The sequence below is a fragment of the Paenibacillus sp. FSL H8-0259 genome (assembly GCF_037963255.1).
Taxonomy (GTDB): Bacteria; Bacillota; Bacilli; order Paenibacillales; family Paenibacillaceae; genus Paenibacillus_AQ; species Paenibacillus_AQ phytohabitans.
The window spans coordinates 7991844-8007042 of the sequence record NZ_CP150147.1 but is presented as its reverse complement, the minus strand read 5'-3'; the positions used below and the strand labels follow the sequence as shown (position 1 = coordinate 8007042).

Annotated in this window: 14 protein-coding genes; 9 read left to right on the top strand and 5 right to left on the bottom strand. The window is 51.1% G+C overall.

Annotation, left to right across the window (positions count from 1 at the left end; genetic code table 11):
• Positions 1-303: 303 nt before the first annotated feature.
• The 6 genes from NSU01_RS34365 (at position 304) to NSU01_RS34340 (ending at position 5938) form a co-directional block, all read left to right on the top strand.
• A complete protein-coding gene (locus NSU01_RS34365; RefSeq protein WP_076243630.1) occupies positions 304-1290 on the top strand; it encodes an NAD-dependent epimerase/dehydratase family protein in 987 nt (328 codons plus the stop codon).
• Positions 1291-1380: 90 nt separating this feature from the next.
• Entirely contained in the window at positions 1381-1737 is a 357-nt protein-coding gene (locus NSU01_RS34360; protein WP_076243629.1) for a nucleotide excision repair endonuclease, read from the top strand.
• A gap of 474 nt (positions 1738-2211) precedes the next feature.
• On the top strand, positions 2212-2934 hold the full coding sequence (locus NSU01_RS34355) for a hypothetical protein (RefSeq protein WP_042140423.1): 723 nt from the start codon (positions 2212-2214) through the stop codon (positions 2932-2934).
• A gap of 5 nt (positions 2935-2939) precedes the next feature.
• Positions 2940-4247: a polysaccharide deacetylase family protein gene (locus NSU01_RS34350; protein ID WP_081970345.1), complete on the top strand. Its 1308-nt coding sequence runs from the start codon at positions 2940-2942 to the stop codon at positions 4245-4247.
• A 192-nt stretch (positions 4248-4439) separates the two neighbouring features.
• Positions 4440-5537, top strand: a complete 1098-nt coding sequence (gene rlmN, locus NSU01_RS34345) for a 23S rRNA (adenine(2503)-C(2))-methyltransferase RlmN (RefSeq protein WP_039294932.1) — start codon at positions 4440-4442, stop codon at positions 5535-5537.
• A gap of 113 nt (positions 5538-5650) precedes the next feature.
• Positions 5651-5938: a DUF6509 family protein gene (locus tag NSU01_RS34340; protein ID WP_042140422.1), complete on the top strand. Its 288-nt coding sequence runs from the start codon at positions 5651-5653 to the stop codon at positions 5936-5938.
• A gap of 150 nt (positions 5939-6088) precedes the next feature.
• Here NSU01_RS34340 and NSU01_RS34335 read toward each other — a convergent pair whose 3' ends face one another.
• The 3 genes from NSU01_RS34335 to NSU01_RS34325 form a co-directional block, all read right to left on the bottom strand.
• Positions 6089-6838 (bottom strand): alpha/beta hydrolase-fold protein, encoded by a 750-nt coding sequence (locus NSU01_RS34335; protein WP_042140421.1) that lies wholly within the window; start codon positions 6836-6838, stop codon positions 6089-6091.
• A 13-nt stretch (positions 6839-6851) separates the two neighbouring features.
• Positions 6852-8021: an ATP-grasp domain-containing protein gene (locus NSU01_RS34330; RefSeq protein WP_076243628.1), complete on the bottom strand. Its 1170-nt coding sequence runs from the start codon at positions 8019-8021 to the stop codon at positions 6852-6854.
• 89 nt (positions 8022-8110) lie between these two features.
• Positions 8111-8548: a MarR family transcriptional regulator gene (locus tag NSU01_RS34325; protein WP_039294917.1), complete on the bottom strand. Its 438-nt coding sequence runs from the start codon at positions 8546-8548 to the stop codon at positions 8111-8113.
• A gap of 257 nt (positions 8549-8805) precedes the next feature.
• On the opposite strand from NSU01_RS34325, the gene NSU01_RS34320 reads away from it, so the two are divergent.
• Positions 8806-10290, top strand: coding sequence for a DHA2 family efflux MFS transporter permease subunit (locus NSU01_RS34320; protein WP_076243627.1), 1485 nt, complete (start codon positions 8806-8808; stop codon positions 10288-10290).
• A 96-nt stretch (positions 10291-10386) separates the two neighbouring features.
• Here NSU01_RS34320 and NSU01_RS34315 read toward each other — a convergent pair whose 3' ends face one another.
• Positions 10387-11826 carry an FAD-dependent oxidoreductase gene (locus NSU01_RS34315; RefSeq protein WP_076243626.1) on the bottom strand — a complete coding sequence of 480 codons (1440 nt, stop codon included), beginning with the start codon at positions 11824-11826 and terminating at the stop codon, positions 10387-10389.
• A 179-nt stretch (positions 11827-12005) separates the two neighbouring features.
• Between NSU01_RS34315 and greA the strand changes: the two genes are divergently transcribed.
• Together greA and NSU01_RS34305 are read left to right on the top strand one after the other, a co-directional pair.
• On the top strand, positions 12006-12488 hold the full coding sequence (gene greA, locus NSU01_RS34310; RefSeq protein WP_039294914.1) for a transcription elongation factor GreA: 483 nt from the start codon (positions 12006-12008) through the stop codon (positions 12486-12488).
• A 490-nt stretch (positions 12489-12978) separates the two neighbouring features.
• Positions 12979-13905: an AEC family transporter gene (locus NSU01_RS34305; RefSeq protein ID WP_076243625.1), complete on the top strand. Its 927-nt coding sequence runs from the start codon at positions 12979-12981 to the stop codon at positions 13903-13905.
• Between the two features lie 263 nt (positions 13906-14168).
• Here the strand turns inward: NSU01_RS34305 and NSU01_RS34300 are convergent, their stop codons facing one another.
• Positions 14169-15011, bottom strand: coding sequence for an aldo/keto reductase (locus tag NSU01_RS34300; protein ID WP_076243624.1), 843 nt, complete (start codon positions 15009-15011; stop codon positions 14169-14171).
• Between the last annotated feature and the right edge of the window lie 188 nt (positions 15012-15199).

The window sequence follows — 15199 nt, the reverse complement described above, 5'->3', positions numbered from 1 at the left end:
GTTGTACGTATTACAACTTGAGCTCATGAATATGGTGGGATTCGTAATTATTGTTGTACGAAATACATGAATTGTTCCGCTTAGCGGCTTGAATCAGATGGAAATGCTGCCTTTTGTGCAACAATTTTCAATTTAGCCCGATTTCATGGGTAGAATGTTGTATTTCGTGCAGGATTTCAGTTAACAGCTTAAATTTAGTTCGGCTATATACCATTTATTTTTATTTTTATTATTTAGTTAGTGATCAATCACTAATAAAAATTAACAATAAATAAAAATTCATTATACCAGGAGGAATTTCAAATGATAAACAAAGCGATGGTACTGGGAGCAACCGGAGGGACAGGAACGGTGATTATTGCCGAGCTGCTTCGAAGAGGGATCGGGACTGTAGCCTTTGGGCGCTCCATGCCGAAGCTGGAACAGCTCACGGCCAAGCTCGGGAATCCGGCAGGGCTGAGCCTGCAGACCGGAGATGTGTTCCGTGCGGATGATGTATTCAAGGCCGCGCGCGGGGCTGATGTTATTTTTCACAGTGCATCGGTGCCTTATCACGAAATGGCCGCGAAGCTGCTGCCGATGGGTGAAGCTGTGATGGAGGCCGCGAACCGGCTGGGGGCGAAGGTAGTGGCTGTGGACGGGATTTATCCGTATGGCAGAAGAGTGAATGAGCAGCCGATTGACGAGAACTATCCGAAGAATCCGCATACCCGCAAGGGGAAAATAAAGCTGGAATTCGAGCGGATGTTCTTCAGCCCGCGCTGGAGCGGCATGAAGGGAATGATTGTCCGCCTGCCGGATTATTACGGCCCCACGGCCAATGAAGCCTCTTACCTCGGATCGACGCTGGAAGCCATAGCTGCCGGTAGACCTGCGGTGTTCATCGGCAATATGAACGTTCCGCGCGAATACGTCTATCTGCCGGATGCGGCAGTGATGATGGTGGAGCTTGCCCTCCGCGAGGAGGCCTACGGGCAGAACTGGAATATTCCTGGAGCCGGCGTGATCTCCGGCAAAGAGATCGTCCGGATTGCCCGCGAAGCTGCCGGAAGCTCGAAACTGGTTATCCCCTTAGGCGCAGCAGGCTTGTCACTGCTCGGCCTGTTTGTACCGGTAATGAAAGAGATTGTCGAGATGCTGTATCTGACGAAGGAGCCGCTGCGGCTCAGCGGTGCGAAGTACGAGCGGGTAGCCGGGCCGGTTCCGGCCACGCCTTTTGAACAGGGGATAACAGCGACGATCCATTCCCTCCAGAACCGTGCAGCTGAAAATGTGCAAATCCCCTCATAAAACAGGAGTAATCTGCAGAAGATAGAAATAGTCAGGTTTCCCAATCTGTGATACTATTTATTTCTATATACAATGAGGAAGTGAAGCTTAATGATCAGCATTACCATTCCGGCACCGGAAGTTACTATTTTTAAGCAGGAGAACCCTGTGCTCAGCCATATTTTCGGATTTACGGATTTTCACCTGATTACCCGCGAAGCCGGCGGCATCTTCATGTTCTACAATGACAAGGATGAGCTGCTGTTTGTAGGCAAGGCACGCAAGCTTAGACCGCGGATCAAGAAGCACTTCGAAGATAACGTATCGGTCATGAAGCCTCACCGTGATGAAGTTACCAAGATTGAAGTCTGCCTCGTGGAAGACCCGGTCGACAGAGAAATTTATGAGACTTACATTGTGAACAAGCTTAAGGCGAAATATAATGTGGAGAAAGTACTTTATAAATAATGGTTTGGATGAAAAGCGTGGTCCCTGCTTCCTGCGGACTGCGTTTTTTTGTTGTTCAGGAAATTATGCTGTTTGACCTTTTGCAGGCGGGGTTCCCGATGTAACTTGGATAATGATGCATGAAGGTGCCGTCCGGTCAGGATGGTGCCTGTTTGCTGTACAGTTAAGCGTTAAATCCCGGATTTGAACCGGGAGATGTATTACTCTGGCCTTAGGATGCTATGACAACACGCAGGAGTAATCCGGGATTTTCAGGCGCGTTGTGGTCCTTGTTTTTCGGGAACGCCCAGTACAAATGGCAGGGGTAATTCATCCTGAAATGGGCCAGGCAGCAGCTTGCTGGCGCAACTTGGGCCTTTGGATACATTTAGTAAAGTTAGATACTAAGGCTCACTAACGCATCCGCTAAATCAACTATAATAAACTCGTACATGCTCGACATATTTTGACATTTATAATGAGGTGATTATATAGATGGCGGCTCCGTTTTTTAAGAAGAAAGAAGCTGTGGACAAAACGGCCAAACCGGGTATGGTTCAAAAGGTTCAACTGGCCGAACCTCCGCCCGAAGATAGCGATAATTATGAGAAGGCTGAAAGTGCCCCCGGCCTCGTGTCCGTCGGCAAAGCGCAGCTGGATAAAAAGTCGCTGGATCTGGTCTTCGCAGTAGAGCAGATGATTCAGGCCAGAGCGCATGCTGAAACGAACAACCATGAGCTGCAGGACCGGCTGAATCATTCCAGCAGTCATGTGGAGAGGCTGGGACGGGATCTGAGGAACCTGAACAAGGTAATTGAAGAGCGGGAGAAGAGCATCCTGGAGCTAGAGCATAAGCTGGTGGAGAAGAATCTGAAGGTGGACCAGGTACTGGAGGATTACCGTGAGCTGCACACGACCCTGTCAGGAGAAATGGATGAGCTCAAGAGCACCATTGATCTGGAGCAGCAGAAATATGCCAATCTTGTACAAAAACATAATGATGCCATCTCGGAGAAGCTGAAGCGGATGAATGAGCTCGAAGAGAAGATCGGGCGCCTGGAGACAGAGAACAGTCACCTGAAACAGAAATACGATACGGTCCGGCAGGAGAAAACCTACCTCTCCAGCATGATCAGCGATTTCACCAACCGCATGACCGTACCCTTTGGCGGAAGCACTCCGCCGGCAGAGCGTAACGACAGCAACGGAGATACATAGGACTTATGCCAGTACACCCGGCGAACACTGCTCGGATGGTAGAGCTGCTGTCCCTTGAGCAGAGGCAGGGCGTCTATCAGATGGAGGTAGGTTTAACCCACAGCAGCGGTTCCGCCCGCCATATACTAATCATCGATGAATATACATATGTGCAATTGAGTATGCTTGGCCCCTTCGCGGGTCAGCGTGTGCGTCTGTCTCTCTATCCCAAATGGGACCCCTTCCGCCGCAGCTTTTTCAGCTCCCTGATCAAAATGAACCAGACGTTTAGCGAAACGCTGTATTATGCCTGCTCTGAGGAGTATGCCTCGCAGCTTGTAAAGGCGCGGCAGGAGGAAGAACGTCCAGCCGGGCCCGGGCCTGCTGCTCAGGTACCGTCACTTGAATTGCCGCAGCACAGACCTGGACATCTGAAGCGCAGCCGCAGCCTGCGGCCTGTCCGGGCCATACTGCTGCGCGGTATTCTGTTCAGCTGCCTCATCGCATTGTTCCTGCTGCGCATGGACGGCAAGCTGTTCAGCAACAGCGCAGAAGCCCATGAGGACCCGTTGCAGGCGGCCGTAGCTGCGGACGTCAGCAGTAGTCCCCTTATTAATGTTATACCGGTGATCCAGACGGCGGCCTACCAGAGCAGCGAAGTCCAGGCAGTCCCGGAAGAGGCTCCGGAAGATCCCCTGGAAGATACCCCGGAAGATACGTCTGCAGCGGCTCCGGAGACTTCGGTTGAAGAGATTGAACTGGACGGGAACAGCTATGAATACAGCCTGCCTCAGGGGTATGTGGCCTTATCCTTCGATGATGGGCCCTCGCAGTACACAAGGCAGATTGTAGATATTCTGGACGAGTATGGTGTGGCGGCGAACTTCCTGTTTATTGGACAGAACGCCAGCAGCCGCCCGGCAGAGGTCAGCTATGCTAATGAGCATGGCATGCCAGTAGGCAGCCACTCCTGGGATCACAGTGATATGACACGGAACAGCCCTGAGGAGAACCGCAAGAATCTGGAGCGGGCCAGCCGGGAATTGGAGTCGAACATGAACTCGGCGGTAACTATCTTCCGTCCGCCTTATGGTGCAGTTAATGATGAGCTGGCCGCTGAGGCGAAGCGGCAGCATATGAAGCTGCTGCTCTGGAACCGGGACCCCGAGGATTGGAAAGCCGATAATGCCCCGCAGGTTCTCCGTTATTTCCATACAACGGACCCGTCCGGCGGCATCTATCTGCTGCACGAAAAAGCAGTTACGGTCCAGGCGCTTCCTGAGATCATTGAGTATCTTCAGGCACAGGGACTGAAGTTCGCCGTCTTCAAATAAAAAGCAGGAAGCGTATCCCGGATCGCGGGGTGCGCTTTTCTGCGTATGTGCACGGAAATGACCCGGAATCGGCAGCGTTTCCCCTTGTTTTAATAAACAAAATTTGAGACAATAAGTTATTGTTGTTGCTAATGTCCCCCGCAAGGTAGAATAGATTGATTGAACTTTAAAGTTTTGAAAAGAGGATATGAAATGAATAAAGAATCCATTTATGGATTGACTTTGGAACAACTGACCGCCTGGCTGCTGGAGCATGGGCACAAGAAATCCCGTGCATCCGCTGTCTGGGAATGGCTATACCGCAAGCGGGTTACCAGCTTTGCAGAAATGACGGGGATGAACCCGGACTGTGTACAGCTGCTGGAAGAGCATTATGTCTTTCAGACGATGGAAGAGCATGTGAAGCAGGAATCGGCTGACGGCACTGTCAAATTCCTGTTCCGCTTACAAGACGGCAACCTGATTGAAACGGTGCTTATGCGGCAAAAGTACGGTCTGTCCGTCTGCGTCACCACTCAGGTCGGCTGCAATATCGGCTGCAGCTTCTGCGCAAGCGGGCTGCTGGCGAAGAGCCGCGATCTCACCAGCGGCGAGATTGTCGAGCAGATTATGAAGGTTCAGCTTGATCTGGATCAGGCCGGTCTTGGGCAAAAGGTCAGCCATGTAGTCGTAATGGGCATCGGTGAGCCGTTCGATAATTTCCGGCATCTGCTGAATTTCCTGATTACGATCAAGGATCACAAGGGTCTGGCCATTGCCGGCAAAGGCATTACCGTATCCACCAGCGGTCTGGCTGACAAAATCAGAGAATTCGCCGACGCCAATATGCAGGTCAATCTGGCGATCTCCCTGCATGCGCCGAATAATGAGCTGCGGACACAGATCATGAAGATCAACCGTGCCATTCCTATAGAGAAGCTAATGCCGGCGATTGATTACTACCTGGAGAAGACCAACCGGAGAATTACCCTGGAGTATATCCTGCTGAAGGATATCAATGACCGTGAGGAGCATGCCCTGGAGCTGGCCGAGTTAATCGGAGACCGGCGTCAGCTGGCGAATGTGAATCTGATCCCTTATAATCCGGTAGATGAGCATAGCCAGTATCAGCGGAGCGAGCGGGAATCCGTACGTGCGTTCTTCGACACGCTGAAGAAGCAGGGCGTCAGCGTCAGCACCCGGCTGGAGCACGGAGTCGATATTGATGCGGCCTGCGGACAGCTTCGCAGCAAGCAGATCAAGAAGACCAAAGGCAAGGCAGAGGTGCCGGCAGCGCAGTTTCCCGGATAAATTAGGCAGCAGTTTGTCATCATAAGTACGATGCTGTCTTGTAAAAGGAAGCAAAGGCGTTTCTACTTGTGTTACAATAATCTGGCAGTGATTTTAGAAATGAGGAATGCGACGTGTTGACATTTACAAGCTACACCGTGGAGAACGTAAGAGATCCTTTTGGAATACTAAGCGGCAAGCGATATGAGTTCGTCATTAACCTGGATGTGCCGGAAGATGATGAGCTATACGTAGAGAACGGTGTTTCGGCCCGCGTAATTGTGAAAGTGGAAGAAGAGCAGACAAGCATTGTCAGCTACGATCTGCAGGAAACCTCGTCAGGCCAGCTGCTCGATTTCGATATGGAAGAAGACGAGGAAGCAGCACTGGTTCTGTTCTGTTCAGAGCATTTGCCTGAATAAGACTCGGCTGTAAGTGCTGGAAGGAAACTGCTGAACCTGGCGGTTTCCTTTTTTATGCCGTGAACCGGGTGAACGCATGCCAAAAACGGGGCTGCCGCAGTCATCTGCAATGATGGCTGGATAGTCCCGTTCTTTTTATCTATAAACGTGCTATAAGCAGCCTTCCACATAATAATGAATCTGCTTGTTCCACCACGGCCAGTCATGACCGGCATCATGCCCCCAGTAGTCGATCCGTGCGGGAATGCCTTTGCGTCCGAGCACATCCTGAAGCAGCCGGGTCTCATGCAGCATTTCATCCTCATACGCGCCTTGTCCGACGCAGACGATGATGTTGCTGCTGCGGTACTGGTTCAGATAATAATCATCCGTCAGTCCCGGCAGATAATGCAGCGGTGAATTCAGGTAGATCTGCTCGCTCATATAGTCGCCGAAGAAATAATAGGTGGAATAGACGCCGCTCAGGGCGATTAAGGTATCGAAATATTGCGGATAACGGAAAAAGAAGCTGGCACTGTAATAAGCGCCCATAGAGCAGCCTGAGATCAGAATGCGCTGATCGGTCCCGCCGTTGTTCTGCTTGCTCTGGTGGAGGATGCCGGGAATCAGCTCATGCGCGATATATTTATCATACTGCTCATGGCGGTGCACCCGGTCCTCGTTATTCCAGTGAGTGGAGAAGAAGGTCTCTTCATCAATACTGTCGCAGGCCCATATCTGCAGCTTGCCCGCTTCAATGAAGGAGGAGAGCGTGTCAATCATGCCCGAATCCTCATATTGATAAAAGCGTCCAAGCGACGTGGGGAAGACGAGCATCGGTTTGCCGGCGTGGCCGTATATTTTATATTCCATGTCTCTGCCCAGGTTGTGGCTGTACTCCTTATGGTAGCTTATCCTCATCCGTTAACACATCCTATCCCTCTTCTTGGTGAATATAACCTCTGATGTCCCTGACCTCCGAAAGCTCGGGAGAACGGAACTGATAAGCGCTGTTACCCATCGCTCTGCTGAAGACCTCTTCGATCTCGGCATAATTCACAATCTGCCCGCCGAATGTGCGGTAGATGTCCTCGTGGCTGTGAGCGTAATGCTTATGATTCTTGCGGCTGGCATAGCCGGTGTAATATTTGCCTTCGTAAGGACCGCCGACCTCATTGTGTACGATCATGCTGGCCCATTCTTTATAGACATCCACATCGTATGCGAAGTTAATGGCATCGGTCATCCAGGCGCCCGGGGGACGCATATTCACTTCCAGGGCAATGATCCGGCCATCCTTGTGTGATTTGAACAGCTCGATATGGAAGAACCGTTCCCGGATGTCAAAAGCCTTCAGAATATTCTTCCCGGCCTCTTCTACCTCGGGGCTGATATCTCTCAGACAGAAATAGTAGAGGTGGTTATCCGTGTTGACGACCTCCATGACACTATTCTCGAACAGGTGGCTGACCGCGAACCGCACATTACCGTCAATATCCACCAGCCCGTCATAGGTGAGGATAACGCCATCGATGAATTCCTCAATAATAAAGGCTACATCCCCCGGCTTGGTGTCAAAAAAGTGCTGCAGCTCCTCTTCGTTATTAATCTTGTACGTATTGCTGGCACCGGAGCCGAGATCGGGCTTAACCACCAGCGGGAAGCCGGCGCTTTGGATGAAGCTCTCCACGCTTTCACGCGTAGTCCCGGTGGAGAACTGAACGGTGCTTACACCGCTTTTATGGAAGAATTCTTTCATCTTGGATTTCTGCTTCAGGTTGGAGACGAAATCGGACTTGGTGCCGTAAATGTTGAAATCCGTGCGGATAGCGGCATCCTGCTCCAGCCAGTATTCGTTCAGCGACTCGAAGCGGTCAATCTTACCGTATTTATAGGTGAAAAAAGCAACGGCCCGCAGGATCTCCTCGTAGCTCTCCAGATTGCTTACTTTATAATACTCCGTCAGTGCCGACTTCAGCTTGTCCTCCAGCTGGTCATATTCGGCATCGCCAATCCCGAGCACCGTCGCCCCCTGCTGCTGCAGCTGGGTACAGAAATCAGCGCTGTTCTTGGGGAAATGCGGGGAAAAGAAGATAAAATTCATGCAGAACCAGCCCCTTTGGCTAAAATATAATTCCGAGTTAAACTGTATGATTAATTCAATCTACCAGTTTCGTCATTATTCGTCAATCCTTAGTCTGGCTTTTGCTGCAGTTTCCGGTTGAGCCTGGCCAGCAGCCCGCTGAAGGTCTGGCAGTCCCCGGGAGACCAGTCTTCAAAAATCTGCTCATAGCGCTGCAGCCGGATGTCCCGGGCCTCGGCAAACGTCTGCGCACCCAGCGCGGTAATCTGAAAATAGCTCGATCTTCCATCCTGCGGATCAGGCACCTTTACCACATAATCCTTCGCCTCAAGGACGCTCGTCTGCCTGCTGATGGTAGAGGTATCGAGGCCGAATTCTTCGGCGAGCGCTTTAACGCCTACCTTATCGTGGTTCGACAGATGGTGGAGCAGGGTGTAGGAGGAGCGGTCCAGTCCGCCATGTTTTTTATCCAGCGAGCCGAGGCGGATTAGCGTAATCAGCTCATGGTTCAGGGTTTCGAGGTTTTTATCAGTCTGTTCATCAGCCATAGTTAGTATCCGTCCTTTATGATTGAGTAATTCTTAAGGTCCAGCCTTATATGTCTCCATATTATAAGTGATAATACAGCCCTAAGCGAAAGCTGCGGTTATTTATAAAAGCATAATGAAACTCTAATGAAATAAGTCATATTGACTTTCAAGAAGATAGTTGTATAATACACATATGTTGAAATGATTGTATCATACACCTATATTAGTGTGAAGCTAATGTTTATAGTGGTGGCAGTACAGAGGAGAGAGCATACTTGGGTAATCAGACGGCAAAAAATTCATCATTCTGGCTTATTATTCTGGCCATCTTTTTCGGTAATTTCATGGCCATTCTCAGTACAACAACGATTAACGTTGCGTTCCCGGTGTTTCTGAAAGACTTCCATGCAGAGATCAGCACGGTGCAATGGATGATTACGGGTTATCTGCTGGCTACCGGCGTAATTGCTCCGGTCGTAGGATATTTCGGCGACAAGTGGAGCTATAAATATCTCTATGTGTTTGCCCTGTCGGGCTTCACCTTGTTCTCCGGGCTGTGTACCGTGGCCTGGAGTATTCATTCCCTGATTATCTTCCGGACCCTGCAGGGAATATTCGGCGGGCTGATTATCCCGACGACGATGACGATGATTTATCAATTTATCGAGAAAGAGAAGCAGGCTTTCGCCATGAGCCTCTGGAGCCTGTCCTCCATGCTGGCTCCTGCCTTCGGGCCAACGCTCGGCGGCTGGCTTACCGGCTACTTCGGCTGGAAATCGCTGTTCATGATCAATCTGCCGATCGGCATCATCGCGATTGTGGTAGCGCTGAAATGCCTGCCGTTCCAGCGTCAAACCGCCAGCAGCAGAAGCTTCGATCTGCCGGGATTCGTAACCGTGATTCTGAGCAGCGCCTTTATTATTCTCGCTTTCAATAAGGGGAATGCCTGGGGCTGGACCTCATGGAAGACCTTATCCCTGCTGCTGATTGGTGCAGCAGCCTTAACCTACTTCATCCGCCGGGAGCTGTCTCTGCAGGAGCCGCTGCTGAACCTTAAGGTGTTCAAGCAGAACCGGTTCACCTACAGTCTGATCATTAACTGTATTATTACCGTTGCGTTATACTCGGGGACCTTCTTAATTCCGGTCTTCCTGCAGGACATCCAGCAGTCCACTCCGCTGAAGACGGCACTTGTACTGCTGCCCGGCTCGATCGTAATGGCGGTCATGTCACCGGTCGTCGGCAAGCTATATTCCCGGATCGGCCCGTTCTGGCTCATTCTCAGCGGTATTCTGCTGCTGAGCGCTTCAACCTGGGAGCTTAGCCATCTTACGCTGGCCGTTACACATACCCGTGTGGCGATGCTGATGGCCCTGCGCAATGTTGGCATTGCCCTGGCCTTCATGCCGGTGACGAATGCCGGGATGTCAGCCGTACCCAAGCAGATCACAGGGCATGCTTCTTCTGTGACGAACTGGGTCCGCCAGGCTACAGGCGCGTTGTCCATTGCCGTGTTCAGCTCTTTGCTCGCCTCCAGATCACTCGCCCATCAGCAGGAACTCAGCGGCGGAGCTTCTGCGGCAGGTGCGCTGATCAAGGCGCAGGGAATGACCCTGGGCGTACAGGATATTTTCCTGATCGCTACGGTGGTTGGACTGCTGGCGATTCCGCTGACCTTTCTGCTGAGAAGCGGAAACGGCAAGGCAGCGGCAGCTCCTGTGTTGCAGGCCGGGGCCGGGAAGCAGAGGGCGAACAGGTAAAAGGGCTGCCGCTGGATATACAAACAACCGTCACTCCAGATTCTCGCGGATCAGAATGGCGGTTTGCTGTGTATACATAATATAGATAGAAAGTTTCTACTGTAGGACAATCTGATAATCTTGTTTCAGATAGGCTCGAATCCGCTTGAAATCCGCTTCCGTAAGGTTAGCCAGCGGCTTGTTGCGTTCCCGCCCAAGAATGATGCCGATGGTCTGTGCTGCCAGTGCGGTGGTCGGCATGATTCGTGCACTGCCGTAGGCCTTGATGCTGGCACCGACATTTTTTCCGGTCACCAGCACATTGTCATAAGACTTCAACTCGAAGGAGCGCAGCGGCAGTCCATAACGGTCCGGCTTGCCGTAGCCAATACCGGTCGGAATCGCCCGGGTCCCCTGCAAATCTATGGAGTAGCCGCCGATACTTACATTATCCCAGAACATCCGGCTATTCATCAGATCCGGGTAATCCAGGACATATTTAGTCTCATACCGGTTATAGTCACGAATATAGAGGTACTCCGGAAAGCCATTCAGCTCTGCTTTGGCGAAGCCGGGAATATTCTTGCGCAAGAAGCTTAGAATGAAAGGTGCTTCAGCTTGCCCCCTCTGAACTGCGGACGCTACGGATTTGGGGTCTGAGGGGTTTACATCGTAAATGAGCAGCCCGTTGATGATTACCTGGCCGTTTTTTTGGTAGGTGGCATTCAATCCTCGTAGCCTCAGCTGCTTGTCCTTAGTGATGTAGGTATTGGTAATATTGCTGAACCCGGTAGCGAAATGCCAGTCCACATAGGTATTGGGGCCATATTTCTTGCGCACATTCGTAAGCGGATAATCCTCCAGAATACGCTGGTGCAGCAGATTCCAATCTACATTTTTGAAATTGAGCATATAGGTAGCGGCCATATAATCCGGTTTCTTACCGTTATATATAGTTTCCATTCCCGGAATCCGGGCTTCCTTCAGCTGACTGCTTAGGGCGTTGTAATCCGTATTCTCCACCCAGTAACGGGACTGAATTGTAACTTTGTTGCCGTCCTTGCCGTGGTATGTAAGCGAGCTAAGTGTTTTGCCGCTGCCTGCTGTCTTAGTGTCTACATGATCCAGAACGACCCCGCTTTTCAGCGGAATTCCTTGAATGACCTTGTCAAAATACGTCTGGAAATCCGCAGCCTTGCGGATGGTTCCGGCTTTGTATCCGTTGAACAGGTTCTTGATTTCGCCTTGTACGAGACTTCGCTGCTTATTGTCATTCACGTCATCGAGGAAGAACATTTGTCCTTGGATCAATTCACCGCCCGGTTTGCTGCGGGGATCAAGCATCAGCACCTTAAGGCCCGCCTTAACGGCTTCCTTGGCGAGCAGTACGCCTTGAATTTCACTTCCGATAACAACGACATCATAGCTTGAAACCGCTGGTGAAGATGACGATGGCTTTGCTGCAGCTGCAATGGACAGGCTCGAACCCGAGAGCAGAATCAGTGCGGCGGCCAAGCAGATTGTAAAGCGGTATACTTTAGAGGATTGCATAAACATCAATTCTAAGTGCTCCTGACTGTGGTTGGATTTGGAATCTGTCCCTATTGTAAATGATAATGGGTTATTTTTGCTGTGCTGGAATTGTGGCGATTTGCCGCTGTAGCGCTTTCTCTTCGCATGTTGGGCGAATATGAGTTAGAATACAATAAAGCGAGCAAATAATAGGAGTTGTATACATGTCCAACAATGAAGAAGTGTTTTTGACGAAAGAAGGGTTAGCCAAGCTCGAGGATGAGCTGAGAGAACTTAAGGGAGCAGGGCGCAAGGAGCTTGCAGCCCGGCTTAAGCTGGCGATCAGCTACGGCGATTTGAAGGAGAACAGCGAATACCACTCTGCGAAGGAAGATCAATCCTTCATGGAGACACGGATCATGATTCTGGAGAAGATGCTGATCAAGGCGCAGATTGTGGATTCAAGCAATATGGATCTGAGCACAGTCAGCGTAGGCTGCATCGTCATTCTGAATGATGTGGAATACTCCGAAAAGATTGAATATAGAGTGGTTGGTCCCGCAGAGGCTGATGTGCTGGACAACAAGATTTCTTACGAAAGTCCGCTCGGCAAAGAGCTGATCGGCAAAAAAGTGGGCGACATTATCAGCGTCAATGCCCCGATGGGCGTCATCAAATATGAGCTGCTTGAGATTAAAATGCTGTAAATCTTAAATCCTGTAATTCTTAAATCCTGTACCCTGCTTTAATAAGGGTACAGGATTTTTTGTTTAAAGATAAGAATTTATATGCTGCGCCTGATAACCGGTGGTGGAGGTAGAGCCAGTGGATCGAAATAGATGGAATTCAGAATAGAGAAAAGGCAGGAAATTAAATGACGTTAATCCACTTAATTGCGGCAAAGGATCATAAAAAGCCGAATTAAGATACGTTTTTCCAACTATTATCTCAGAGTGGGATGCCTATGCCGTCAATTCCAGGTGAATGTCATGCACCTTGGCAGAGCAGGGTAGTGAGGTCTAATCTATCCTTTGGTAAGGTGCCGATTCTGCCCTTCGGGCGGAAATTGTTGCAAAGACTGCAAGCGGCGGGCTGCCATAGGCAGTTTCTATTAAGGATATTGATTCCGGGTCTTAGACGCTCCTTGCCCCAAAGGGTATAGTAGGGAGTAACTAAAGAACAGAGGGGTCCTGGCGTGTGATTCAGACTGTACTATCGACACTTGTAGAGGTTATTGTGCCGCTGTCCATTCCGGTGGCCGCCGGGGCGCTGCTCGGACGTTATAAGAATCTTGACACGAAGCCCCTGCTGACGCTGTACCTGTATTTTCTCAGTCCGGCAATTATCCTGGATACGCTTGCTACGGCGGAAATCTCCTTCGATGATGTCTATAAGACGCTCGCATTCTCGCTGCTGAATCTGTTTCTCTTATGGGGGCTGGCTACCCTGATCGGTAAAATCCTGAAGCTGGCTCCGCCGGAAGCCGCCGGCCTGACGCTCATCTCCACCTTCACGAACAGCGTCAATTACGGTCTGCCGCTGGTGCTGCTGGCCTTCGGCCAGCTGGGCCTGGACAAGGCATCGGTCTATGTCATCGCCCAGATGGTGATTGTGAATACGATCGGCGTGTATTTTGCCGCCAGATCACAGTTCTCGGTGCGCAGCGCCGTGAAGTCAGTCTTCTCGCTGCCGGCAATCTATGCGGCCATTCTGGCCCTGCTGCTGCGGGCGCTCGGTCTGCATATGCCGCATGAACTGGCTTCGGGCGTATCGATGGCTGCAGGAGCCTACTCGCCGGTAGTGCTGGCGATTCTCGGCGCGCAGATGGTGAAGGTCCGGGCTGCGCATACGGAGCGCAACGTGCAGCTTGCATTCTGGACGGGGCTGACCGTCCGGCTGCTGCTGGCTCCGCTGCTGGCCGCACTGGTGCTGCTCGCGCTGAACATTACGGGCCCCTTATTCTCGGTGCTGCTGATTCTGGCCTCGATGCCGGTAGCGGTCAATTCCGTGGTGCTGGCCGAACGCTTCGGCAGCTCGCCATCACTGGTCTCGCGCTGTATTGTCTGGACTACGCTGGCGTCCTTCCTGGCTCTACCTGTGCTTATTGCTATGGTGGGCGGTTAGGGTTGCAGAGACGGCAACGAAGGGGAAAACGGGGCAAGGAGTGAGAGTAAGGAGTAAGAGTAAGGAGTGAGAGTGAAGAGTAGGAGTAAAGATTGAGAGTAAAGAGTGAGAGTAAGGAGTAAGAGTAAGGAGTGGGAGTAAAGAGTAGGAGTAAAGAGCAAAAGAAGCTCCCGCCTTCAAACTGTGAAGGCGGGAGCTTCTTCTATTAGCAGATATACAGCATGCTGCACATCAGGCTGGACACCAGGCGGAACGCCAACCGCTTAGAAATCGAAATTGTCCGGATCGGGACCGGTCCGCTGATCACGATTGAGGCTGTCAATGCGGTCCATGTCGGCGCTGCTTAGCTCAAAATCGAACAGGGAGGCGTTCTCGATGATCCGCTGCTCTCTGGTTGATTTCGGAATGGTGACGATCCCATGCTGCAGATCCCAGCGCAGGATGATCTGGGCAACGGACTTGCCATGGCTGGCGGCGATTTCCGTTAGCACCGGCTGATCCAGTAGCTGGCCCTGCATCAGCGGAGCCCATGCTTCGATCTGGATGCCATGTGTCTTAGCGAAGCTCCGCAGCGGCTGCTGGGACAGATAAGGATGCAGCTCAACCTGATTGACCATCGGCTTGATCTCCGCATCCTGCAGGATATCCTCCAGATGATGAATCTGGAAATTGCTGACGCCGATGGCTTTGACGCGGCCTGCTGTATAGAGGGCTTCGAGCGCTCTCCAGGACTCCTTGTATTTGCCCTTCACCGGCCAGTGAATGAGATACAGATCCAAATATTCTAGACCCAGCTTCTCAAGACTGGCCTCGTAAGCGGCAAGGGTCTCTTCATAACCAAGGTCTGCATTCCAGACCTTGGAGGTTATGAACAGCTCTTCGCGGGTCAGCTTGTTCCCGGCCATAGCTTCCTTGACCGCTTGCCCGACCCCGTGTTCGTTGGCATAGACTGCGGCTGTATCAATACTGCGGTAGCCGTGGGCAATTGCGGACTTCACCGCCTGCACCAGCCCGTCGCCGTCCTCTACCTGAAAAACTCCGAGTCCAACCCACGGCATACTCACGCCGCCCTGAAGTATTGTTCTATCTTGTAAATGCTGTGCCATATCGAATGACCTCCTGAAGGAATAGTGTAGTTACGGGCAAAATGTTGTACGTAGTGCAGCTTTGATTCCTTGATATCCGGATTTACTAAAGGATTGTTGTATTAAATACAATAATTTCTTCGATAAGCCGCTTAGAAGACAAGAAATGCTGCATTTCATACAACAATCTTAAAATTTGCCCGGAATAA